The sequence below is a fragment of the Yeosuana marina genome (assembly GCF_011762485.1).
Classification (GTDB): Bacteria; Bacteroidota; Bacteroidia; order Flavobacteriales; family Flavobacteriaceae; genus Yeosuana; species Yeosuana marina.
This window is the reverse complement of record NZ_JAAKGI010000002.1, coordinates 136,587-162,683: the sequence shown is the minus strand read 5'-3', so window position 1 is coordinate 162,683 and position 26,097 is coordinate 136,587. Positions and strand designations below refer to the sequence as shown.

At 31.2% G+C, this 26,097-nt stretch carries 17 protein-coding genes; 4 read left to right on the top strand and 13 right to left on the bottom strand.

All coding sequences use genetic code 11. From position 1 onward, the window contains the following. Positions 1–2: 2 nt before the first annotated feature. Positions 3–1,157 carry an efflux RND transporter periplasmic adaptor subunit gene (locus G5V56_RS03640; RefSeq protein ID WP_166961567.1) on the top strand — a complete coding sequence of 385 codons (1,155 nt, stop codon included), beginning with the start codon at positions 3–5 and terminating at the stop codon, positions 1,155–1,157. Positions 1,158–1,253: 96 nt separating this feature from the next. On the opposite strand, the gene G5V56_RS03635 is transcribed toward G5V56_RS03640, so the two are convergent. From G5V56_RS03635 to G5V56_RS03575, 13 genes are all read right to left on the bottom strand, one after another. After that, positions 1,254–2,696, bottom strand: coding sequence for a sialate O-acetylesterase (locus G5V56_RS03635; RefSeq protein ID WP_166961564.1), 1,443 nt, complete (start codon positions 2,694–2,696; stop codon positions 1,254–1,256). Positions 2,697–2,712: 16 nt separating this feature from the next. Continuing rightward, the gene (locus G5V56_RS03630; protein ID WP_166961561.1) at positions 2,713–3,420 is read right to left on the bottom strand and encodes an SGNH/GDSL hydrolase family protein; all 708 of its coding nucleotides are present in this window, start codon (positions 3,418–3,420) and stop codon (positions 2,713–2,715) included. A gap of 23 nt (positions 3,421–3,443) precedes the next feature. Next, complete coding sequence (locus G5V56_RS03625; RefSeq protein WP_166961558.1) at positions 3,444–5,231, bottom strand: glycoside hydrolase family 31 protein; 1,788 nt, start codon at positions 5,229–5,231, stop codon at positions 3,444–3,446. Between the two features lie 14 nt (positions 5,232–5,245). Next, positions 5,246–7,561 carry a beta-glucosidase BglX gene (gene bglX / locus G5V56_RS03620; RefSeq protein ID WP_166961555.1) on the bottom strand — a complete coding sequence of 772 codons (2,316 nt, stop codon included), beginning with the start codon at positions 7,559–7,561 and terminating at the stop codon, positions 5,246–5,248. An 11-nt stretch (positions 7,562–7,572) separates the two neighbouring features. Next, positions 7,573–9,051 carry a sulfatase family protein gene (locus tag G5V56_RS03615; protein ID WP_166961552.1) on the bottom strand — a complete coding sequence of 493 codons (1,479 nt, stop codon included), beginning with the start codon at positions 9,049–9,051 and terminating at the stop codon, positions 7,573–7,575. 147 nt (positions 9,052–9,198) lie between these two features. Continuing rightward, complete coding sequence (locus G5V56_RS03610) at positions 9,199–10,029, bottom strand: endonuclease/exonuclease/phosphatase family protein (protein ID WP_166961549.1); 831 nt, start codon at positions 10,027–10,029, stop codon at positions 9,199–9,201. A 6-nt stretch (positions 10,030–10,035) separates the two neighbouring features. Continuing rightward, complete coding sequence (locus G5V56_RS03605; RefSeq protein ID WP_240911205.1) at positions 10,036–10,836, bottom strand: glycoside hydrolase family 16 protein; 801 nt, start codon at positions 10,834–10,836, stop codon at positions 10,036–10,038. An 8-nt stretch (positions 10,837–10,844) separates the two neighbouring features. Further along, complete coding sequence (locus G5V56_RS03600; RefSeq protein WP_166961546.1) at positions 10,845–11,660, bottom strand: glycoside hydrolase family 16 protein; 816 nt, start codon at positions 11,658–11,660, stop codon at positions 10,845–10,847. Then, positions 11,653–13,464: a glycoside hydrolase family 2 protein gene (locus G5V56_RS03595; RefSeq protein WP_166961544.1), complete on the bottom strand. Its 1,812-nt coding sequence runs from the start codon at positions 13,462–13,464 to the stop codon at positions 11,653–11,655. The genes G5V56_RS03600 and G5V56_RS03595 overlap by 8 nt, the downstream gene beginning before the upstream one ends. Positions 13,465–13,492: 28 nt before the next feature. After that, positions 13,493–14,224 (bottom strand): glycerophosphodiester phosphodiesterase family protein, encoded by a 732-nt coding sequence (locus tag G5V56_RS03590; protein WP_240911204.1) that lies wholly within the window; start codon positions 14,222–14,224, stop codon positions 13,493–13,495. 237 nt (positions 14,225–14,461) lie between these two features. After that, entirely contained in the window at positions 14,462–15,988 is a 1,527-nt protein-coding gene (locus tag G5V56_RS03585) for a SusD/RagB family nutrient-binding outer membrane lipoprotein (protein ID WP_166961539.1), read from the bottom strand. An 11-nt stretch (positions 15,989–15,999) separates the two neighbouring features. Next, positions 16,000–19,206, bottom strand: coding sequence for a SusC/RagA family TonB-linked outer membrane protein (locus G5V56_RS03580; RefSeq protein WP_166961537.1), 3,207 nt, complete (start codon positions 19,204–19,206; stop codon positions 16,000–16,002). Positions 19,207–19,484: 278 nt separating this feature from the next. Next, positions 19,485–22,262: a triple tyrosine motif-containing protein gene (locus tag G5V56_RS03575; protein ID WP_166961535.1), complete on the bottom strand. Its 2,778-nt coding sequence runs from the start codon at positions 22,260–22,262 to the stop codon at positions 19,485–19,487. 743 nt (positions 22,263–23,005) lie between these two features. Between G5V56_RS03575 and G5V56_RS03570 the strand changes: the two genes are divergently transcribed. From G5V56_RS03570 to G5V56_RS03560, 3 genes are all read left to right on the top strand, one after another. Further along, on the top strand, positions 23,006–23,683 hold the full coding sequence (locus G5V56_RS03570) for a response regulator (RefSeq protein WP_166961533.1): 678 nt from the start codon (positions 23,006–23,008) through the stop codon (positions 23,681–23,683). Positions 23,684–23,894: 211 nt separating this feature from the next. Further along, complete coding sequence (locus G5V56_RS03565; protein ID WP_166961531.1) at positions 23,895–24,110, top strand: hypothetical protein; 216 nt, start codon at positions 23,895–23,897, stop codon at positions 24,108–24,110. A gap of 216 nt (positions 24,111–24,326) precedes the next feature. Further along, positions 24,327–26,096 carry a hypothetical protein gene (locus tag G5V56_RS03560; RefSeq protein WP_166961529.1) on the top strand — a complete coding sequence of 590 codons (1,770 nt, stop codon included), beginning with the start codon at positions 24,327–24,329 and terminating at the stop codon, positions 26,094–26,096. Position 26,097 lies beyond the last annotated feature (1 nt).

The window sequence follows — 26,097 nt, the reverse complement described above, 5'->3', positions numbered from 1 at the left end:
CCATGCTAAGTAACTTAAAAAACACGATACAACTAAAAGGATTTCTGGTAGTATTCACAATTCTGTTAATGTCTTGTAATTCTAAAAGCAAACAAGATGTAATTGTTATTAATGATTCAGACACATTAGAAAACAATATGTTGACTATTACCAAATCTCAATTTGAATCATCAAACATGGAGTTAGGAAAGATGGAAAAAGTTGAATTTAATACCATGGTAAAAGCAAATGGTATGTTTGATGTTCCTCCGCAAAATAAAGCTACCGTTAGTGCTTATTTTGCTGGCTATGTAAAAAACATTACCCTTCTACCTGGTGATGTTGTAAAAAAAGGACAAGTATTATTTACGCTAGAAAATCCTGAATATGTCCAAATTCAACAAGACTTTCTAGAAGCCAAATCAAAATTAAACTATTTAAAGTCTGATTATGAAAGACAAAAAGCTTTATTGGCTGATAATGTGACCTCAAAAAAGAATTTTCTTAAGGCAGAATCAGAATACAAGGTAACACAAGCGCAGTATCAATCCTTGAAAAAACAATTAAGTCTCATGAATATAAACCCTAATACATTATCTGGAGAATCAATTACTTCAATCATTAGTGTTCTATCACCAATTTCAGGAAATGTATCCTCTATTGAAGCTTCAAAAGGTATGTTTTTAAATCCTTCTGATGTTGCTTTAACTGTTACAAATGGCGATCATTTACATTTAGAATTAAAAATATTTGAAAAAGACTTGCCATTAGTGAAAGAAGGACAACCTATAAAAATTCATCTTCAAGGAGACAGTAATGCAACTTACGATGGCGAAGTTCATTTAATCAATAGATCTATTAATGCACAAGACAGAACCATAGATATTCATGGTGATTTAGTTAATGAGGACGATGCGAAGCTTTTTGCTCCTGGCATGTACATAGAAACAGATATTTTAACTTCAAGTAATCAGTTTGATGCATTGCCAACCGAAGCTGTTGTAAATATTGAAAATGCTCACTTTGCTTTAATCAAACAAAATGATACCTCTTATAAAAAAGTTCTTGTAAATATTGGAGAATCTTCCAATGGCTTTACTCAAATTTTAAATGCGAGTGACTTTCCAAAAGATTCTGAATTTATAACAAAAGGTGCTTTTAATATGATTACTGAGTAATATGGAATTTATTAAAGTGCAAAAACACTGCTGCACAAAGGTCTAATATCTCGTGCAGCAGTGTTTTTGCACTTTATATATTTGTTTTCACTATTTTTAATTAACTACTTCTTTTCCCCTATTTTGTCTTGCTCTTTTAGGTGTACTATTCAAAATAGCTATCATTTCTTGAGCATATCGTTTACCAAGGAGCCTTTGGCTTGCACTATCAAAATGCGTCTTATCAATAGTTTTCGTTCCTTCACTACTAACAACGCCTACGTTTTTTAATGCATTTGGTAATTTTAAAATCATGGTATTAAAATCATTTCTTTCAGCCCTATCTGAGGACAATTGCCCAACAATAAATGGTAAATTCTTATTATTAAAATCTCTTCTAAAAGACTTAATCAATTCTATTATTTTTGGCATGTAACTTTTATAAGTTAAAACATTTGATTCCCCTTGATGCCAAATAATTCCTTTTAAAACACCATATTTTAATGCTTTTCGTGTTTGGTTTAAAGCTGCATTATATAGTTTTTCTCCAGGTTTCCATTCTTCAATAGAAGTTCCTCCTCTCGCATTTACGACTAAACCAATTTTTATATCTGGATATGTTTGATGTAATTCATGAGCAAACTCATAGCCAAGACTTAATTTTTGCATAGCTATATCTTTACGAACCGTTGAGAATTTATTGATTGGATTTGCTGTTTCCTCCCATGGTTTGTCATTTTTACCAGTAAAAAGATATACATCGTTAATACTATCGCGATCCTGTAACTCAATGGGTGCTCTTCCAGCCATATTTGATTGTCCAATTAGTAAATAAATGTCCATGAGATTTGAAACATACTTGTTTTCAGATTTCTCTTTGGATAATTGGGCTAACACCAAATTAGCAATAGCCTTTTGGCCTTCTTTCTCCAAATGAACACCATCTTTTGTGTAGTGATTAAAAACATCTTTCAATGCCTTATAAACATTTACAAAATCGCAATCATATGTCTTTGCTACTTTTTTAAAATTTCTAGCAATACGCTTCACCCTTTTTAAACCTCCCTGATATTTTTCAGCCAATATGTTATCACTGCCATATGGAGGTGGAGACATAATAATAATTCGAGGTTTGGATTTAAAATTATAATTATTAATTCGTGTAATTAATAATTTCATATTTGAGACTACCTCATCTTGTCTATCTTTAAAAACATACTTAGCGTCATTAGTTCCAAGCATCATTATCACGTAATCTATGCGACCTAAACTATCTTGAGCAGTCTTTAAATAATAATCAAGATTTTTAAGTGTATTAAGTTCAACCCGACCATTGTTATCAAACCCAATGGTATTTCCTGGTCTAGATGTATTAAATATGTTATCGTTTGGCAACTTTGTTTTAAGTTGATTAACCCAACCATAATCTAAAGCACCATTAGAATCACCTAAAACAAGAATGTTTTTTTGGCTTTGAGAAAATGAAATGGTTCCAGTTAAAAATAGCCCTAAGCAAAAAATCTTAAAAAACTGACTTTTGATAAAGGATAAATTACTCATTTCTTTTAAATATTTTTTAGTCCTCTTGGTTACAGTTAAAAATGGCACTTAAACTTCCAGCTATAAAATCTGCCTGTTTTTCACGAATTTCTTTTTTGTAATGAATATGATCTAAATAGGCATCAGGAATATATTTCTTTGTAAACGTAAATAAGTCAATGATTGGAATATGCGCTTGATGCATTATGCTATCTGCTGCTTTATTGTACGTTATCAAATCTTTTTCAAATCTGAAAAAAGGCACTCTTTTGTTGTGTATACTATCTACGACTGGAGTACTACGAACCCATACTAATTTCACCTTCATGTCTTTACTTATTGTAATGATTGATTGCAGATTATCCTTATATTTTTTTAAACTGATTTGTGTTGAATCGTTTGGTGATTTACGTTTTATATCATGAAGTCCACAATTAACAAGCAGATAATCAGTTTTAAAATCGGTACTATCTTTTAACTCTTTTAAATAGGCCAACACCATTCCTGAATCTCCACCATTGGCGCCTACGGGATGATCTAAATCTTTAATAGCTTCTCCTTTATCTCTTTTGCGATCGTAACTAAAAAAGCCTTCTAAGGATGTTTTTAGATATGGACCATAATGAATAGAAATACTATCTCCAATAACATATACTTTAGGAAGCAATTTAGTTGTAAAGCTTTGTAATGCAATAATTGTTAGAGCTAGTAATAAAACTACTTTAAAATTTTTGAAAGACCACATTATGTTCTGTTTTTAATTTAGACTTATTGACATATAAATTCAAGTGTGTCATTAATATTTCCTGAAATTATCTCTGATTTCATAACACCATTCTCTTGAGTTAAAGGTTGTGTTTTGCCGCCTATTTTTATGTCATTATATGTTTTATTAGAGTGAACAAATACTTGCCATTTACGAATTTCCTTCATTCCTTTATAATAGCCTTTTACAGGGTTAATGGTTAATTTAAAAGAGGAATCATTAAGGGGTAACATATCTATATTGGTAATTGCAAAAATTCCTTTTAAATACTCGTTAGAAATCCCGTCATCTTCAATCAATTGGAAATTGCCGCTTTCACCAGGATATACATGCAATTCTAAAAAGTCATTTGTCCCCAAAGTAACACTTCTTGAATAACTTCGCATAGGTATAATTGCTCCTTTTTTAACAAAAAGCGGTATGACATTAATATTGGCCTGAATGGTATCAGTAGTGCCTCCAGTATATTCTTCGCCGTTCCAATAATTGATCCACGTGTCTTCTTTAGGAAAATTTACAACCCGCGATCTAGCGCCTTCTTCATAAATAGGAGCTACTAAAAAATTATCTCCAAAATGATAGGTGTATAAATCATCTTTTATTGGTCTGATGGTATTAACACCTTCTATTCTAGACTTATGAGCATAGGTATATATATATGGAAAAAGCTGCATTTTAAGATGTGAAAAGGTCTTGAATACGCTGTCAGCTCTTTCAGAAATATTAAATGCAATGTTACCAGATTTATTTTCAGGTTGCGAAAATGGGGTTGTTAATGGCACAAAAGTCGCAAATTGTAACCATCTAATATATAATTCCTCGTCAATAAAACCATCTTGATTGGTAGCAAAGCCTCCCATATCATTAGCTAAGAAAGGTATTTCGTGATAATGTTTATTCAAATCGGTATACATTGCAATGTTTTCTTTTAAACCAACTTTTGGTATCCAAGATTGAAATGGTCTTTTATGCTTTAAAGCAGACCAGTCTGACCTTGTGTCATCAGTCCATTTACCAGGATATTTTTTATACTCTCCAGTTTCAACGCCATTACTGTGAGAAAATATAAAACCTCTACCTTTTGTTTCCTTTCCTTTTTCTTGAGTTAATTCAAACATTGCTTTTACAACTGGAACGGCATCTGTTCTGTCTAACTTTAAAAAATCAACACCCTCATCAAAAAAATGACTCATTCGTTCTTTAAAATAACTGACAGCTTCTGGGTTTTCAAAATCAATATTTCCGCACCATGTTCCGCTGACTTTTTCTTCACTATCCATAATGGTTGTTTTGCTTCCATTATGCCATGAACTCGTTTCTATATATTCGTTTTTGAAAAATCCTCTAGATTTAAAATCTTCATAAGCCTCTTCATTGCCTGTTTTTAAAATACAGTCCCAAACCCACATGCCAGATTTTATGTTTTTTTCTTCCATAAAAGACCAAAACTCTTTACGATTTGGATATGAAATAGTATCTCCAACAAAATCTATATACTTATCGGGTCCTTTACCTTCATTTTGCCAATCCCAAATCCAAGAATCTATCCAAAATGCATCAATAGGATAATCATGTTCTATAATATTATTTATTAATGCGACACTCTGCCCTTGATTAGTGTAAGCTCCATAAATATAACCAAAGGCCCATGACGGTGGTAAAATAACACTGCTATCTGCGATTTTTATATTCAAATTAGTTGATGGGATAGCGTTCTTGACCTCGTTTTTACATGAAGCCATGAAAGCTAAAATGATAACTAATACTAACTTTGTGTAGATGTGTTTCATGATATTTAGTTTAATTAGTTTGTTATAGTAAATGCCGTTTTTAATGTTGTTGAAGAATTACCTCCTACATAAACTTCAAAATCTCCGGGTTCAACTTCCCACTTTTTATTAACTGTGTAGAATTGTAATAATTTGTCATCGATGTTAAAGTTGATAGTTTTTGTCTGTCCTGCTTTTAACATTATTTTCTCAAACCCTTTTAATTCTTTAACTGGACGCGTTAAACTTCCAACCAAATCATGAATATACAATTGAACAACCTCTTCTCCATCCATGTTACCAGTATTAGAAACATCAATAGATAACTTTATAGAATCATCCTTTTTAATGTCAGTTTTATCTAGCCTTAGATTTTTATATTCAAAAGTTGTATAACTTAAGCCATATCCAAAAGGATAAAGCGCTTCGTTAGGCTTGTCTGTATATCCAGAATAAAATCTGCTATGACTATTATTGGGTCTTCCTGTATTTTGATGATTGTAATAAAAGGGTTCTTGATTACTATTGTATGGAAACGATACCGGCAATTTTCCTGAAGGATTATAATCTCCGAATACCACATCTGCAATAGCATTACCAGCTTGAGACCCTAAATGCCAACACTCTAAAATAGTAGGTACATTTTGTGACGCCCATGTAATATCCATAGGTCTGCCATTCATTAAAATTATGATGATATTATTGTTTACCTTATAAATAGCTTTTAACAATTCTAATTGAGCCTTTGTAAACCCAATTTCAGCCTGACTTTTAGCTTCACCTGTTTGAAACGCATTTTCACCAATGGCTAAAAGCACAACCTCTGCATTTTTAGCAGCATTAATTGCTCTTTGTAGATTAGCATCATCTGTTGTTGCTTGTTTAGAAGTTGTTATTTTATTTTCTTTATAATTATTTGGTATTAAATCACAACCCTTCTCATAAACAATTTTGGTATTAGGGCTTGCTGTACTTTTGATTCCTTCTAAAAGCGATACCGCAGAATTTGCCACACCTTGCGCTCTCCAATTTCCTATTGGTGCGTTTTTATCATTGGCTAAAGGGCCTATAATCGCTATAGAATTTATATGTTTTTTTAAAGGAAGCAGTTGGTTTTTATTCTTTAATAAAACAATAGATTTTTTTGCAACTTCTCTTGCGAAATTTTGATTTTCTACAGAATAAACTTCCCTTTTCTCTCGCTTTTCATTGCAGTACTTGTAAGGATCATCAAATAGGCCTAATTTAAATTTTAACTTTAAAATTCTTTTTACTGCATCATCAATTAAAGCAATATCAATTTTACCATCATTTACTAATTGCTCAAGGTTATCCTCGTAGGCATACGATTCCATATCCATATCACTCCCTGCTTTAATAGCAATTTCTGAGGCTTGATATTTATCTTTTGCAAAACCATGAGGAACTAACTCTCCTATAGAACCCCAATCTGAGACAATAAAACCTGTCCAATTCCATTTGTCTTTCAATAAGTCCCTTTGAATACCTTTATGGCCTGTTGCAGGAATTCCGTCAAGTGTATTAAACGCATTCATAAATGTGGCAACTCCTGCATTTGCAACGGCTTTAAAAGGCGGTAACACATCATTATTTAGTTCATATTCACCGATATTAACACTATTATAATCTCTTCCTCCTTCTGCCAAACCATACCCAGCAAAATGTTTTGCACAAGCAGCAATCGTGTTGTCCAATGATAAATCATTTCCTTGAAATCCTTGAACTCTTGCAACGCCTATTTGAGATACCAAGTATGGATCTTCTCCAGCACCCTCCATAATTCTTCCCCAGCGTGCATCTCTAGAAACATCTATCATTGGTGCAAATGTCCAATGTACTCCAGATGCCGATGTTTCTTTTGCTGCAATTGAAGCTGATTTCTTGATTAATTCTAAATCCCAACTTGCAGATTCTCCTAACGGAATTGGGAATATGGTTTTATATCCATGAATAACATCATAACCAAAAAGTAAAGGTATTTTTAATCGAGAATTATCCATGACTAAATGCTGAAATTCACGTGTATTTTTTACTGATACAACGCTCAGCATAGAGCCAACCATTCCGTTTTTTATTTTCTCTATTTTCTCTTTTTCATTGGTATTGGAATCGGGTCCAGTCTTAATATTGCGCCCACTATATTGTACCATTTGACCAATCTTTTCTTTGATTGTCATAAGAGCCAGTACCGAATCAACTTTTTGCTCTATTTTTTTATCTAAATCAGTGACTGAATGCACTTTTTTGTTATCAACTGAGTGCTTCTTAAAGCTATATAATAAAATAGCAAGTAAGAGTATTGGTATAATCAATAAGATTTGTTTCTTCATCTCAAATTAAATTAATAGTTGCCAATATTGGTTGTGCACCAATCTTGGTATTCTGTTTCCAGTTCTTTTACTTTTTCTGGGTATTGACTAGACATATCTGTTCTCTCTCCGGGATCATTTTCTAAATTGAATAATTTTAGCGAGAAGTCATCCCTAATAGGTTTTATATAAAGATTGCTAGGTCTACTTTTCCAATGGTTTTCATTAGTATTGGTCAACTTCCAATCTCCTTTACGAACTGCCCAAGTTTTTTGCCATTTCCAAACTAACAGTCTGTCTTTAACAGGGTGTAATAAATCCACACCGTCAATAGTGTTGTCGTTTAGTTTTATGCCTACGGCCGAGGCTATTGTTGGCAATATATCGACAGCGGAAACATAAGCAGTTTGCTCTTGGTGAGGGGCTATTTTTCCAGGCCAACTCATAGCCATAGGTACACGAATACCACCTTCCCAAAGCGAATATTTACCAGCGGTAAGCGGACTGTTATTTGCACCGTTTAATGGGGTGCCGCCATTATCAGAAAGAAATATAATGAGCGTTTCTTTTTCTAAACCTTCTTTTTTAATGGATGCTAAAACCCGTCCAATATTATCATCCAAACAATCCAAATTTGCTAGGTAATACTTTCTTAAATCTTCATCTTGTATAGCTCCTAAACGCGAATATTTGTCGTAATACGCCGCATACGATCCAGCTGGGTGCTTTCCATAAGCCATTAAACTGTCTGGACTATAATTTGGGATTGGTTTTACATTGTATTTATCTAAATACTTTTGTGGCACTTCGTGAATTAAATGATGAACGGAATTATAGGCTAGCGTTAGAAAAAAAGGGTGGTCCTTTTCCTTTTTAATGTACTGGATAGCTTCGTCTGTAAAAATGTTTGTTAAATAGCCTTCGCCATAACTTTTTACACCGTTATTATACATTAATGGCCCTAAGACCGCACTTGTACCTTCGGGGTCTGGTGTTCTATCTTTTATATCTTGAGAAAGCAGCCAATAATCATGAGCATGGGCACTAAAACCTAAAAACTCGTCGTAACCATGATTTAAAGGGTACTCTCTAACATCATATTTATGAAAATTCCTTCCTAAATCATTTTTTCCAATTCTAGCTGTAGTATAACCAACTTCTTTTAAATATTCGGTAATGGTTTTAACCGAATCTGGCAACCCAGGACCCCATCCCGCATATTTATCCCATCGGAATTGGTTTTTACCTGTTAGTATGCCTACTCGGGATGGACTACAAACAGGAGCGGTAGTATATGCCTCTGTAAATATCATTCCGGTTTTTGCCAATTTTGCTATGTTAGGAGTTGTAACAACTGGGTCGTGGTTTTTAAAGGGTTCAAAGTCGGCATAGCCCTGATCGTCAACAACTATTAAAAGAATATTTGGGGTTCTATCATTTTTAACAGATTGCGAATCGTTTTTACAAGAAAATAATCCAAAAAGCAGAACAATAACAAGTAGTTTTTTCATATGTTAAGTATTATTAATTCATGATTCTAGGTGTTACCCTTAGTGGTCTGGTTTTCCACTTAAACTACTAATGTGAGTTACCTAGTTGTCATTCAATACATGCATTAAAGAGCGTTTCTACCCTAAAGGTACACTCTTGAAATTATTTTATTCCAATGTAAATTCAGCATACACAGGAAAGTGATCCGATGGATATTTTAAATTGATGGAAGCACTTAAAACTGCTTGTTTATTTACTTCAAGGTTATGTGATTTAGACATAAAAATATAATCTATCTTTCTGGTCACAGGTTCATTGAATTTGAAACCGTTAAACGTCCCGTTGGGACCAAAGGTTGATTTGGAGACGGTTTCAGTATTTAACATGTCTTCAGATAATTTTTTAATTAGTAAACTGTTTGGTTCAACATTAAAATCTCCCATTAAAACCACTGGATATTTTTTTGTATTAACCTCTACAATTTTTTGTTGAATAAGTTTTATACCATTTAACTGTGCTTGCTTACCTACATGATCCAAATGGGTATTGAAAACCCAAAAACTCTTTGATGATTTTAAATCTGTAAACAAGCCATAAGTACAAATTCTAGGATAGGCCGCATCCCATCCTTTTGAAACTCTTTCGGGAGTTTTGGAAAGCCAGAAGGTGTTTTCGTTTTCTACCTTGAGTTTTTTAGCATTGTAGAAAATGGCCGAATATTCTCCTTTATTATTGCCATCTCTTCCAATACCAATGGCTTTATAAGCACTTAATCCTGATTTTAAATTATCCATTTGATTGGGTAAAGCTTCTTGAACCCCCATAATATCTGGCTCATAAAATTGTATTTGAGACACTAAAAAGTCCTTTCTAATAGACCATGCATTATCACCATCTGAAGCTACATCTAATCTTAGATTGTAAGTCATTACAGAAAGGTTTTGACCATGCGTTATAGTCAAAACTAAGCATGACATTATGAATACTATCTTTTTCATATGATATTATTTTTCCTGATAAACTCTAACATAATCAACAATCATAGATTGTGGCCAGATAGTTTCATCAACACCTTTTTTACCTCCCCACGAACCGCCAACTGCAAAATTCATTATTAAAAAAAAGGGTTTATTAAATGGCCAATTTTCTAAAGTTTTTATTTTAGGTGCATATGTATTTATAACATTATTTGGAGTATCTAAATAAAATTCGATTTTATCTTCAGACCATGTTATACCATATGTATGAAAATTTTCTTCAGCTGTTTTAATGGGAATTGCTTTATGAAAGTCAGTCTTACCAGATTGATATTTGGTATGTACATTTGTATGTGTTGTATCTTGTTGAAAACCTACATATTCCATAATATCAATTTCTCCACCAGAAGGCCAACCTACTTCTTTAATATTTGAACCAAGCATCCATAACGCTGGCCAAGTGCCTCTGCCCTTAGGCATTTTAGCTCTAAATTCTATACGCCCATATTTAAACTCTTTCTTACCATAACTCGAAAGACGTGTTGAGGTGTATCCGCCTCTTTCATTTTTACCAGTTTTAGTAGCGGTTATATAAAGTTTACCATCTTTAAGCTTGTAATTACTCGTGTCTTCAACATATTTTTGCCACTCGTTATTTACTCTACCTGCTTTCCAAAGTTGAAATGACCAATTATTTAAATCTACAGAATTTCCATTAAATTCATCAGACCATACTAATTTGTAATCTTTGTAAACTTTTTTGGGTGTATTACAAGACATTAAAAACAACCCGATGACAAATAATAAATAAGCAGTGTTTTTTAACATAATATTATTTATTTTAGTTGATAAACTCTAACATAATCGACCACCATACTTTGAGGAAATATAGTTTCATCAACACCTTCTTTTCCCCCCAAAGTTCCACCCACTGCAAAATTCATGATTAAATAGAATGGTTGATCAAAAGGCCAATTGTTTAAATTTTTTTCTTCTGGACAATACGTATTCTTAATATTATCAGGTGAATCTACATAAAATTTTATGTCGTCTTTTGTCCAAATTATTCCATAGTTATGAAATTCTTTTTCAGCTGATTTTAAGTTGATTGCAGTTTTGTTGTTTGTATAACCATAATCACTTTTAGTATGGATATTGGTAGTTGTAATATTTGGTTCTGATCCCACATGTTCCATTACATCAATCTCACCACATTTAGGCCAGCGCACTTCATCATGGTTTGAACCTAACATCCATAAAGCAGGCCAAGTACCTCTACCTTTTGGCATCTTTGCTCTAAATTCAATACGTCCATATTGAAATTCTTTTTTATCCTGAGTAGAAAGCCTAATTGAAGTATAACCGCCTTTTATATTTTCTCCTGTTTTTTTCGCCGTAATATAAAGCTTACCATCTTCAACTTTATAATAAGCTGTGTCGTTAACATACTTTTGCCATTCGTTATTTACTTTTCCAGCATCCCACAAAACAAAATTCCAATTATCCAAATTGACGCCATTGTCATCAAACTCATCAGACCAAACTAATTGATAGGTTTTAGGAGGCTCTGCTGTTTTATCTTTGCATGAAAACAGCAGGCCTAAACTAAAAACAAAACAAATTAACTTTTTGTAATAAAATAATTTACTCATATTTTTTATTGTTATAATATTCTTGAAGCGTGTAAAACGCTTTCTTTTTTATACCATTATTTGAAATGAGACCTTTTCTATTCCAACCATCCTGAATAATAGGAAGTAGTCTTTTAGGCGATTTAAAATCGGCCAAAATCCACGGGCTCATCCCACTAATATTTGGAATTTTATCAATCATTTTTAAATTTTGCTGATATAAATATTCTTGATATTCTTCTGTCCATCGTTCTGCAATAGTGCCATGTAATCCTTGTAAAGCGCCTCCTCCAAATTCTGAAATCACTACGGGCTTATTATATTTTATATCCCATTTAGCATTTGGTGCATTTTTTAATGAGCCTCCATACCAACCGATATATTGATTAAAAGCTACAATGTCCAAATATTCCCCCATTTTGTCATCAACCATTTGAACACCATCCTTATTGTGTGTTTCAAGCGCTGCACTAATTAACCGAGTGTTATCAAAGGTTTTGGTATGATTTACCAAATCAATCAAAAACTTATTTCTAGCATCAGAGGGTGGTGTTTCATTAGCCATTGACCAGATGATTATACAGGCTCTGTTTTTATCTCTGGTTATAGCCTCCGTCAATTGATTTTTGGCATTATTTAAGGTGTTCTCATTTTTAAAATCTATGGTCCAATACACTGGGATTTCTTCCCAAACCATCATCCCTAATTGATCTGCTAACCTTACCATATGCTCATTATGTGGGTAATGTGCTAATCTTACATAATTACATCCTAACTCTTTGGCCCAATTTAATAATACCAAAGCATCGGCCTCGTTAAATGCACGGGCTGCTCGCATCGGATTTTCTTCATGAATAGAGATGCCTTTCAAAAAGACAGGGTTCCCATTTAAAAGAATTTTAGGGCCTTTGACTTCAATAGTTCTAAAACCAATTTGGTCTTCGAGTGTTTGATAATCAGTTTTTATATAAACAGCATATAACTTGGGGGATTCTGGCGACCAATACTGTATGTTTTTTGCCTTTACTTCAAATTCTATGTCATTATTTGTGCTTATTTCAATCGTTTTGTTAATATTTAATTCAGGTATTGAAATTGTTACTTTTTCTTTTTTTGAAACATTATTAATTTTTACAAAACCTGAAATAATGCTGTTGTTACCTTTTTTTAACTGTATACTGTAATCTTGAATAAAGCTTTGTGGTTCTTCAATAAGTTTTACATCCCGAGTAATACCACCATAATTCCACCAATCTGTATTGATGGTTGGTACAGCCTCTTTAGATCGTTTATTATCTACTTTTACTACTAAGTAATTGTTTTTTGGTTTTACAATGGAAGATATGTCGTAATTAAAAGCTGTAAATCCTCCTATGTGAGTTCCTAATTTATGACCATTTAGATAAACTTCAGCCTTATAGTTGACGGCTCCAAAATAAAGAAATAGCCTATTTGAAGGATTTGAAATTTGATAATCAAACGATTTTTTATACCAAATAGTGCCTTCGTAATACAAAAGACTTTCGCTTTGAGAGTTCCAATCGCCTGGTATTAATAACGTAGGTGACTTATCAAAATCATATTCAACTAGTTCTAATTTATCGTCGGTATGATAATTATTATAAAACGCTCTGTTATCGTTCTTTACTTGTTCATCATAGGGCTCATATCTATAATTATAATAGCCTGTTTCGTAAGGGTCAATAATATAATGCCACGTGCCGTTTAAGGTTGTTGTATTTCGGTTAATGGTATTGGTAATTAAACCTTGAGAAAAAGATATAATAGGAAGTAATAATAACGTTAAAAAAATAGCTCTTCTCATATTTTTTAGGGTTATAGATTATAGAAATTTAATAGTTTCTTGTTTTTAATAATCTTACTTTCTTTAATAAGAGTTCTGGTTCATTGGTTGTAATAAAATCAAAATTATTTTCAAGTAACCAGTCTAAATCTTCAGGAGTATTAGCGGTCCAAGCATTTAATAAAACGCCTATTTCTTTAGATCTTTTAATCCATTCTGGATGATCTCTATAAACTTTCAAATAATAATCAATTCCGGAAATCCCATCAGCTTTAACTTTGTCTGGAGATTTACTTCCATTTAAATATTGAGTTTTGGTTTTACTAATTTTTGTAATCTCCTTCAAAATATCATAATCAAAACTAATATAGAAAGCTATGTATGGTGTTGCTTTTAAATCTTTAACTAAACCCACTACTTTTCTGGCAATAAATTTGCCTCGATTCTTATCTTTTGATGGCTTTATTTCACAAACTAGTCCAGTGGTTGTATTGTTTGTTATTCCTGCTATTAAGTACTCTTTTAAAGTAGGAAGTTTTTCGCCGTTTGAAAGCTTAAATTTTATTAAATCTTCATATTTAGTGTCTTCAATAAGTAACCCATTGTAATGGGGATCATGATTTATAACCAAAATACTATCAGACGTCATTCTTACATCAAATTCGGAGCCAGCACATTGTAATTCAATAGCATGTTTTAAAGAGGCTATAGAGTTTTCTGGTAAGTTGTTTTGTTTCCATGCACCTCGATGTGCAACCACTTTATTGTTATTGTTTGACATCTTAAAATTCATACTACCGCATGAACATAACGTTGCCAACATAATTATTACTATAAATCTCAAATTCATAATATAACTTTTGATTTATTAACTTTTTAGATAATAAATATTAGGTAATTTACCCTTAAAGGGTATTTAATTGGCTTAAAAATAACACCTAAAGAGTTTTAAGCCCTTTAGGTGTTAAAAAAACAATTATTAACTAAAAACTAACTACTCAAATAATTTAATATTTAATTATTGTAAATACCATGGAACACCCATTGTATTATCAACACCATTATATTGCGAATCAATGGCTTTTTGATAATTTTCAGGATTGGTAGTTAACTCACTTGGTGGATACCCCCAGCGCTTTGGAAAAACGCTCGAATTATCATCGTTTAAATTAGTTGCTGGATTTAAAATATACTCTGGATACCCAGTACGCAAAAATTGAGGATAATACGTACTATTAGCTTGAAAGAAATCAATTAACCAACGTTGTGTTAAAATTTGTTTCAATCTATCTTGCTTGGTACCGCTTGTTTTGTAAGCAGCTTCTCCTGTAAAATAATTATCAATATAGGTTTGTGTAATTTCCATACCATGCACTAAACCAGCCGTGTGAGGCAGATTCATGTAATAAGACAATTGAGCTTTTACACCATTTTCATAATACTCTTGCGCATTACCAGTAACCCAACCTTCTTCTATAGCTTCAGCAATAATAAAACATTGTTCGGAATAGGTAAAATACAACAAAGGATCATTATCTCTAAATTGAACATAACGCAAATTCAATAAAGAATACATACCAGCATCATTATTGATGGACAATGTGTTTGAAGGTATTTCATAAGGGGCTCCAACATAGGCATCAAAATCAGATTCAGTTAAACCACCATCAATTTCAGCTTGTGCAGGTTCAGCAAAATAGAATAATCTATAGTCATTATTATTTTTTAAAGCATCTACAGTTAATGTAGAAGGAGCCATATCCATTCTCTGATTATTAGCCTCAAAAAAAGGATAGCTTGCATTAACATTTTCTGTATATACCAATTTTAAATCATCATCATAACTGGTCATTAAATGACCTGCATTTACAATAGCAGCAAATCGTGCTTTTTGATCGGCAGTTACCTTTTTACTCATGGTTTGAATCACTTTTAACTGCATGGCATTACAGAGTTTTCGCCATTTATCAGCATCACCACCATACATAAAATCACCACCTAATTCAGCACCAATTGCAAAATATCCTTCAGCTTCCTGAAGATCATTTAAAATTTGAGCAAATACATCAGCTTGTTTATCATAAACTGGTTGTGTAATTCCATTTTTTGCCATACCCGCTTCAGAATAAGGAATATCTCCCATATCTAAAGTAGCTGCAAAGCCATAATATGCTTTTAAAAATAAAGCTAATCCTTTATAAGAAGGTTCTGACACATTTCCTTCAGCAAACCGAACCATATCGTTTAGATCAGTTAAATATTTATACATACCTGTACTACCATATGGATAATAAGACCAATAATATTGACCAGGATCTGCATCAGTGCGCAACTTTGTAACTTGATGATTAAACAAAGTAATTTGAGTATAAACATCACCACTATTATTAGATAGTTTAAATGTTTTATATAATGTGTAGGACGCAAGCATATCCGGTGTCGCGGTTGTTGATTTATCCGGATTTGTATTTATTTCCTCAAAATTACTGCACGATACAGCACTAAGGAAAAATGTTGCTATAAAAATATATTTTAAGTTTTTCATAGTTATATTTATTAAAATGAAAGTTTAATACTAGTTCCAAGATATCTTGAAGAAGGATCTGCAAAATTATCACTACCACCATCAGGATCAGAATATTTAAATTCCTTAGACCATAACAATACATTTTGTCCTATAAAGCTTATTGAGGCATTTTTTACAGGTCCCCACTTAGATAAAATGTTTTTAGGAACGGTATAGGTTATTGATAGTTCACGTAGTTTAAAAAATGTTCTATCAAAAATATCTTCTTCTCTTCCAGTACCTCCCCATGCAGTACCTCCATGTATAGATCTTATGTAATCTCTATAGGTTCTTGGTACATCATTGGGTGCAAAAACACGGGTATCTTCAATAACCTCTCCAGTATTTCTGTCGGTTGTATAATCACCAGAAACTACCATAACACCGTCTGCAAGATAGTTTGTAGATCCGGGCGTAGCCACATCTAATGCTCTTTCAGGAGTCAGAGTACCTGGGTGCACACCTTGCAACCACATATAAGCCTCTGTTGTTGATGAAGACATTCCCCCAACAATACCATCTAATGATGCAAATAAACTCCAGTTTTTATATCTCAAAGTGGTATTCATACCCCAAATCCAATCAGGACTCTTATATCCTATAACTGAAGAAAAATTGTCTCTTTCTACAAGTCCATTTCTAAAAACACGTTGACCTGCAAATTCTCCTGAGGGAACTGTTTGGTACTTAGCAATTGTATAAGCGTCTGTTCGTTCGCCAACTTTAACCCATGGTCTGTTGGAAGAATAAGTATCATCCAATTTGCTGTAAACCTCTTTATAAGTTGACCAGTTAATACCCAAATCCCATTGCAGATTTTCATTTTTTATAGGCGTTCCTGTTAAAGCTACAATCCAACTTTTTCTAGTTTTTTCTTCATCAGTATTTATTACATTAGAAGTATATCCAGAAGTTGAACTCAATGGCGCAGAAGTTAAGGTATTATATCTTCTTCTATTAGCATACGTAACATCAGCTGTTAGTCGTTTTTTAAAGAACATTCCTTGCAACCCTATTTCGTAAGTTTCTTCAGAATCTGGAAGAACATTATTTAAGTCATATAAAGAACTGGGGGCGTAACTACCGCTATAATCATTCCAAATACTTGAAACAGATGTGTATACACCATTAATCTCATATATGCTTGCAGGGTTTTTTGACTGTGACCATGATCCTCTAACTTTAAACAGATCTAACCAACTTTTTGTTGATTCATTTAATAATTCAGAAACTATAAAACTACTTGAAATTGATGGGTAAAAATAAGATTTCTTTGAAGCTGGAATGCCTGGCCCTGCTAAGGTAGAACTCCAGTCATTACGACCTGTTATATCTAAATATATCAATTTATTCCATGACAATGCTATACGTCCAAATGCTGAATTAACTTGTCGTGCACGTCTTTCTTCAGCCACTGTTGCAGGATTAACTGATGCCGCTAATGAGAAAAATCCGGGCACAGAGATACCACCTACTGTTGTAGCGTTAATGTTTTCGTCTTTTTGATAAAAAATAGTTCCTCCTGCAAGATATTCCAATTCAAGTTTGTCATCAACAAACTTAGTTAAACCAGTAAGTAACAAATCACTGTTAGAACTAAATCCCGTGGTTTTACCTACTAAATAGGCGCCTGTTCTTGAACCATTAAATGTTAATCCAGACCTATATGTAAAATATGGAAGGCCGGTATCACCAAGTGAAGTATAAGACCCTTGAGACAAACTTAATCTTCCTGAATCTCCATAAAAATCTAAACCTGAACGTACTGTGGCTTTTAACCAGTTTGTTATATCATAGCTTAAGGATAAATCTGCATTAAAAATATCACGAAGTGTTTCATTTGTTCTTTCATATCGGTCAAAATAAGGACTGTTCTGGTTTTTTCCACTGTAGGAATTATTTTCCAAATCATAACCAAATTGGTTGTTTTGTAGCACACCAGGAATCAACCAATAATTATCCTTATAATCTAAAACATTAAAATCGGACGAGCTATTAGCCAGTAAGGTATACATAGGATCATAGGAGGTATATCCATTTGAACCTTGATTTGGGGTATACCTTCTGGAGTATGATAAATTAGATGTTAATTGAAATTTATCTAAATTGATATCGCCACCAAAGGTGTAGGTATATTTATCTAATTTAGAATTTGGATAACGGCCTTTATTTTGTGTCCAGTTTAACGAACTTCTAAGAGCTACTGCATTTTCTTTGAATGTAACATTAACGTTATTGTTTGTAATGTAACCTTGCTCCAAAAAGTTTTTGAAATTGTCTTTTCCTACAGGTAAGTATGGATAATCTCTATATTCTTTTGCAATGGGATCCCATTGATTTTGAATGGAACCATCCATTAATCCACCCCAAGATTGGTCTTTGTTCTGTTGATAGGTATTATTTTCACCACGACCATAAACACTTTGCTTTTCAGGGATTGCTAAATATCCGGCAGTAAACATGGTGTTAGTAGTCAAGTTAACTGATACTCCCGCTTCAGCTTTACTACCATTTTTAGTCTTAATTAAAACAGCACCATTTTTTCCACGGAAACCGTATAATGCAGAAGCTGTCGCTCCTTTAAGTACACTTAATGACTCTATATCTTCAGAAGCAATATCATTTAAAGTTTTATTTTGATATGCAATACCGTCAATAACTAGCAGTGGACTATCTCCAAGGATAGTGATAGTTGGTTCCGCATTAAAATCTGTCGGGTTTGTAACCAATACCCCAGCTACTTTACCGGAAAGCGATGTAGCAGCATCTATACCTTGAACTCTTTGAAGAGCCTCCCCCTTAATTTCCTGCACCGCATAACCAAGAGCCTTTTGCTCTCTCTTAATACCTAAAGCTGTTACAACTATCTCGTCTAGGTTTTGAGACTCTGATTCTAAAGAAATATTTAGGTAATCAGCGTTGTTAATGGTACGCTCAATCGTTTTATATCCTATAAAAGAAAACACAAGACTTTCTCCTTGTTGGACATTTTCAATGGTAAATTTACCATCAAAATCGGTCGCGGTTCCTTTAACTGTATTTTTAACAACAACAGTAACACCTGGGAGAGGCACACCATTTTCGTCTGATACAGTTCCGCTAATTTCTAGAGTTTGAGCCTGAATTGCAAAAACTCCAAAGAATAAAAAAATCGAAAAAAAGATCTTTTTTGTTTTAGAACATAATTTTAATTTCATAAATCTTTTAGTTTAGTTAAACATTAGTAATTAATTTGTTTAGCAATTAAATTGAGTTTTAAATAATTTACTTATGATAAATTTACTTTTAAATCTTACGATATCTGTATTTTACACCACCACAAAAAACAGACAACTCAAAAAAACATCCATTTATTTACACTATCCTCAATCAACCCTTATAAACTATAAGGTTTGCGTAAAAGTGTAACCGATTACAAAGAATTAAAATTTACTCTTGTAGGGGGTTTGTAGGGGTGTATTTTACAGGTGTAGGGTTACAAACTTAAAATGTAGTCTATTAAATTTTCCTGATGAGGTAACCTCATACGCTTTCGCAGCCTGTATCTTTTGGTTTCAACGCTTTTAACAGTTATGTTTAGTAGATCTGCAATTTCTCTTGATGAAAGATTCAATCGTAGATAAACACAAAACCTTATATCATTTGAGGTTAAATTTGGATGTAGTTTCTTTACCTTTTCTAAAAAGCCTTTATCCGTATTATTAAAGGCTTTGACAAAAAATTCCCAGTCTTTTGTATTATTTAAATTATCATCAATTAATTTATTAACCGACCTTATATTTTTGGGACTTTCATGACTTTTAAGCTCTTTTTTAATACTATTTAAAAGCTCATTCTTTTTAATAATACTCATTTTAGAAATAGTAAGTTCCCTATTCTTATTTTCTATAGCATCATTAAGTTGTTGATTTTTAATTTCGATAATAGTTTTTTCGCTTTCGGATTGCTCCTGTCTAAGCTTTTTATCATAATGTCGCTTGTAAACTTTATGTGTAATAAATACAATTAAAATTAGAGTTATAAAATATATAGATAATGCCAGATTAGACAAAAGTATGGGTCTATTGACTTTAAAGTTATAGGATATAATATTTTGTGAAAGTTTATTTCCTACTTTAGATCTTACTTTTAAAATATAATTACCAAAACTTAAATTTTCAAAACTTGCTTTTGAAGTACTAGACCAGTCACTCCAATGATTGCTAAATCCTTCTAATTTATATTGATATTTAACTTCCGAATATTTATCGTAATTAGGAGTAGAATAGTTAAAAGTTATGATTCCTTTTTTAGGCTTAAATTCAATAAATCGATTTTTATCATATGCTTTTACAACATTATCAAGATCTTTAAACGTTATACTGTTAAGATATATGAAGTATTCGTTATTGTCTTTAGTTTTAGCTAAATTAATAGTTAAATAACCATTGGCTGTTCCTAGCAAATAAAGGTTGTTTTTAATTTGCGAAATGTTTTCAAAACTTAATATCACTTTTCGCAAATTAAGAGGGATAGCTAAAGAATGTATTTGTGGTTTATTTGTTAAATTGTCATTTAAAACATAGTTTATATTATCTCTAGGAAAGGCCCATAACATACCTTTGCTGTCTACAACCAACTTTCCAGATACATAGTTTTCTTTGTTAATAATTGGGCTTAATAGACTATCGTACTTAAAGATTTTATCCGTTTGATCATATTTAAAAATTCCTTTGCTATATGAATATAAAATAGTGCCTCTATATTTTACTAAACTTGAATTTTTTCCAATTTCTAATGATGGTTCTACTTCATTTTTAGTTACTTTTTTAAAACTATCATCAATTGTTAATTTTATCACACCTTTATTTTCATGACTTACAAAAATATGATTGTCCTTATCTAATTCAAAGAACCTTGAAGAACTACTAAATCCTTCAATTTTATTTCTAACAAACCATTTCCCATCTTTTCTTTCCAAAATATACAAACCACTATAATTTCCTTTTAACAGTAAATTTTTATGATTTGGTATGGTTTTGAAAGACCAAGACCCTAATGTATTATTGTCTATTAGTAGTGCTTTATCATATTCAATACTAAAAGTTCCTAAATGATGACCACATAATAAGTCTTCATCATTATAATTAAAAAGAGTCCACACTTGCCCTTTGGTTCCTTCAATAAATTTAAAATGGTCATTAGTATTTATGTTTTTAAAAAACAAGCCTTGATTTGTTCCCACATACAAGATGTTTTTAAACACTATTGATGTGTATACAGTCCCTAAAACTCCATCAAAGTCATTATAAACTTGAACTGGAGACGTTATGTTAATACAGTTAATTCCATTATCTAATCCAACCCATAAATTATTATCTGTATCCTCAAGTAACGATAATGCCGTATTGTTACTTAACCCATTTTTTTGGTTTATTTGATAATTAAATGATCCATCTGAATTTAAATTAATTATTCCATTAGATATGGTTCCAATGATGAATTGACCATTTTTTAATCGTAATGCACAATAAACATTAAATTGCTCAAAGATATTACTAGCTGCAATGTTCCATTTTATAGCTTTATCATTATTTATTTTATAAAAACCAGATTTTTGAGTTAGAAAAATCACCTCATTATTTATAGAGAAAATACTAATAATTTTGTCGTTTTTTATTGCATAACCCTCTGTGACAAGCTCAGGTTTACCCTCTTTTATTTTATAAATACCTTCGTTTCTAACGCTATAAAAAATAGTATTTTCAATATTGAAAATGTTATAAATTATTTTATCGGTTTTAATAATTTTAAAGGTTTGATTTAACGTATTGTAAAAATAGATGTTGTGAGATGATTGAAAAACGACCCATTCATTAAAATCAAGTATGTTCCAAATTTGATCATCTTCTTCAATATCTTGTTCTAGTTTGGGCAACAATGATACATACTCTAATTTTCCAAAGGAATTTTTACTCCAATAGCCAAAATCCATGTAACATCCAGTGTATACTTTATCGCCAATAACTTTAACAGACCTAATGATTGATTTGTTTAAAGATTCATATAAATGCCATTCTGAACCATCAAATTCTAAAAGTCCTCTATTATTAGCTACATATATGAATTTACTGTCGGATTGTGAAATTTGCCAATTTTGATTATCGGCATTATAATCCTCTGGCTTAAATACTTTTATAGGTGGCAGGGTTTGAGCTCTTACATAGCTAAAACAAATAAAAAAGAATACAATTGATATTATTAGTTTTTTCATTTCAAGTACTAATATATAACTAATTTGTACGGTTAATTTAAAATTTTATAATTTAAATCAAAGGTTAATGATGATAATTTTGAAAAAAATTTAAGATTTAGAATGGGAGCATAAAAAGCACATAATAGGTGGCTAAACCTTTTTCGTATTACGTCAAGTTATTTTTTATATGCCTTAAGGTTTAATTATTAAATTAATACTTATTTTTAAATAAAAAAACCTGACAATCAATTGAATGTCAGGTTTTTTTTATCTCTTAAAAAGTCGGGGTGGCAGGCAGAACTCCTCCAACGTATTTTTTTTAATATTCAAATAGTTACATATAAATTTACTCCTTGGTAACCGAATAGGTAACTTATTTGATAAGAACTTTTGTTTTGTTTTGCCTTTTTAAAGTAATTCAAATATAATTTTGTTTTAATTATAAAACAAGGACAAACTATTCATAATTTATTTTAATCGACTATCTTACTGTTTACATATAACTTAAATTACCGAAAAGTCACATTTATTATAAAATAAGACCACATATTACATAAGTATCCAATAAGGGAAATCTTTCGCTTTTTTTAGATTTAAATCAAAATAACATCATCGAATGAGCGATATCAAAAATTTCATAAAAAAAGTGTTATTAGTAATCATAAATCATGTACTTTAGTAGATAAATTCCCTCAAAAAATAGTTAATAGCAAATAATTTAACTCATACAACGATTTAAATTTTTAACTATAATTATATAAATGAAAAAGACCTACAATATCCTAATTATTGATGACCATCAAATAATTATTGACACTTTTAAAAATGCTTTGGCATTAGTTGAAAAAGATTTAGAAAATGTCATATTCAAGACTGAAGAAGCAAAATGCTGTCAATCTGCCTATGAAAAAATAAAGAAATATTCAAAATTCAAAAAAATTGATTTGTTTTTTCTTGATATTAGCTTACCTCCTTCTCCAATTCATAAAATCTTTTCTGGAGAAGATTTAGGAGTAAAAATAAAAGCTTATTTTCCAAAAGCTAAAATAATTGTATGTACCGGTTTTAACGATAACTTAAAATTGAATAATATTCTTCAAAGAATAAACCCAGATGCTTTTTTAGTTAAGGGAGATATAAACTTTCAAAATATAATTACATCAATAAAAAGTTCTCTTTCTAATGAAACATATTACAGTCAAACAATAATAAATTTATTAAGAAAAAGAGTTTCGACTACTATTGTTTTGGGTGATTACGATATAAAAATATTACAAGAGCTTTCAAACGGAGCAAGGATGAAAGACCTATTAGAGTCAATACCTTTATCTAAAACAGGTATTGAAAAAAGAAAAAGAAAGCTAAGATCTTTTTTTAATATAAATAGTGACAGTGACAGGGAATTAGTCTTAACTGCAAAGAAAAAGGGTTTTATCTAAAACTCAATATTATTTAAAATTGTTCGTTTTGCTCACTTTTAGTAAGTGTTTTTAACACCTTCATTTTTTCTTTAAATATTAAATTAGCAAAACTTTAATAAGTTATTTAGATGAAAGGTTTTGAAATAGTTATTAATTTCCTTAATAATTCAATAACTTAAAAGGGAACGCCGAAACCCTGAAAGAGTAGGCATACTTAATATTAAAAACAATGAAACTAGAAAGTTTAAAATTAAACAAATTTAAGGGCGATTCCCTTAAAAAAGAGCAAATGTTCATGCTTAATGGAGGGAGAGTAGCTTCTGAAGGAGGAAGAACTGAAGGCACTATGAATGGTAGGGCATGTATTTATGATTATGGATTTGACTCAACCGGTCCTAATGGACAAGTAACTTACCATAATAGATCAAATATTGTTTACACCTAAATACATGCTATTTAGACATAATATTTAATATCTATTCTAAAGCTATTTCAAAAACGAGCAGTCTCTTTATTCTTAAAAATTAAGCCATTACGAAATTTTAATTCATAATGGCTTAATTTTATAAAATGACTTACTAAAATTATTTTATCCTTAAAACGTTTAAATATATTCTGAACTGTTTTTTGGATAGAAAAAAAAATAACCAAAACTATAAACATGAAATCGTTTGCCATTTTATTGATTTTTTTAATTTCAAATTTATTAAGTTTCAACCTCGTTTACTCACAAGAAAGATTGGCTAAAACCGAAAACTTCACACAGCTCGATTTAGATAATTATAAAATTGATTCAGATATCTATAATTTTTGGTGGTACATGCAAAAGTACAAATGGTTTCCAAAAGGAGACACATTACCTTATTTTGTTGATGATAGGGATTATAAAGGATTAATAAATTACGGTATGGATTATTCATTAATTAACCGAATGAATTTTGCCTTTACTGAAAATGTCGAAATGTATAAACTAGATGTTAAAATCAATGTAATTAGTTTTAATCCTAAAGACAGTATTTTTAACATTCAGGGACTTGTAAAAGGTGGATGGGACGGCAAAAATAGGTATAATAGAAAAGGAGACAGGAATGATGTTGATGTCTTCATCGGGCAAAAAAAGGATACTATTAATAATTTATATTTAAATGATTTACATGATCCAAAAGAATATAATGTAACTTACAAAGGGGAAAAAGCTGGTAGTCATATTATTCTAGATTCATTTTCCTCTTTCTATTTACACGATTACAAACATTCAAAAACAACTTTTGGAAATGAGCGTAAATTTAATATTCAATCAAAAATAAATAAAAATTCTATTCTTGTTTTTGGATCTGAGTATTGTTATGCAGAAATATTTGAGATAGGAAAATTAATTTTTTCAAAAAAGGAAAAAACTAACTTGGATTACAAAAACAGAAAAGAGAAAAGGAATCTAAATCCAACTGTTATTATTCGTAACAATGTTCAAGTATCTAATGAAGAAAAACTCTCAAAACCAAAGATTCCATTATACTACGCGAAAATCGATCAAGCAGAGAATTTTATTTGGCATAAACAATATGGCAAAGCTAAAGAAATATATGATGTTTTTTTAAAAGACAACAAATATATGTTTGCCAGAGACATACATAATGCTGTACGTTGTTCTATTATTGCCAGAGATTATAATACTTCAATTTCTTGGTGTGAAAAACTAGCATTAAAAGGTGTACCAATAACTTATTTTGATGCAAAAATATTTGATGGAATAAAAAAGAACATTCTTTGGCAAACATTTTTAAAGAAATATCCCAGTCTAAACAAAGAATATAATGATGGCCTGAATCATAAATTAATAAATCGCTTAAAAGAGTTAGTAACTCTTGATCAAATAGATTATATAAAAAATAGTAGAGGTGAAATAGAAAAGGCTCAATTAATTAAAACAACTGAATTTATTGATGGTGAATTTATAAACCTAATTGAGAAAGAAGGTTTCCCCACAGAAGAAAAAGTTGGTGTTGTATTTTCCCAAGACAGCATCACTATAGGAACAAGTCCAGAATATTTTGTATTAATAGTGCACAGTCACCAAATAAGTAGTAGCCGGTTGTCAGAAATTAAAGAACTAATAAAAACAGCTTCAGAAAAGTTAGAATATGATGCCATTCGGGATAACTTAAATGTTTTTTTAAAAGGAGGAAACACATGCTTTCAAATATATAAAGGCAACTTATATAATAGCAAATCCTGTAATCCTATCAATCAAATGCAAGTGAATAAAATAGCATATAAGTTTAACAATAAATACGGGTTTATAATTGATAATGGGTCATATATTATTATACCTTATGAAAATGAGACAAAAAATGAAGATGAAAAATTTTTCAATGAAAGATATGACTTTATAATGAAATTAACTGATGATTGGTTCTTTTACGAACACTAAA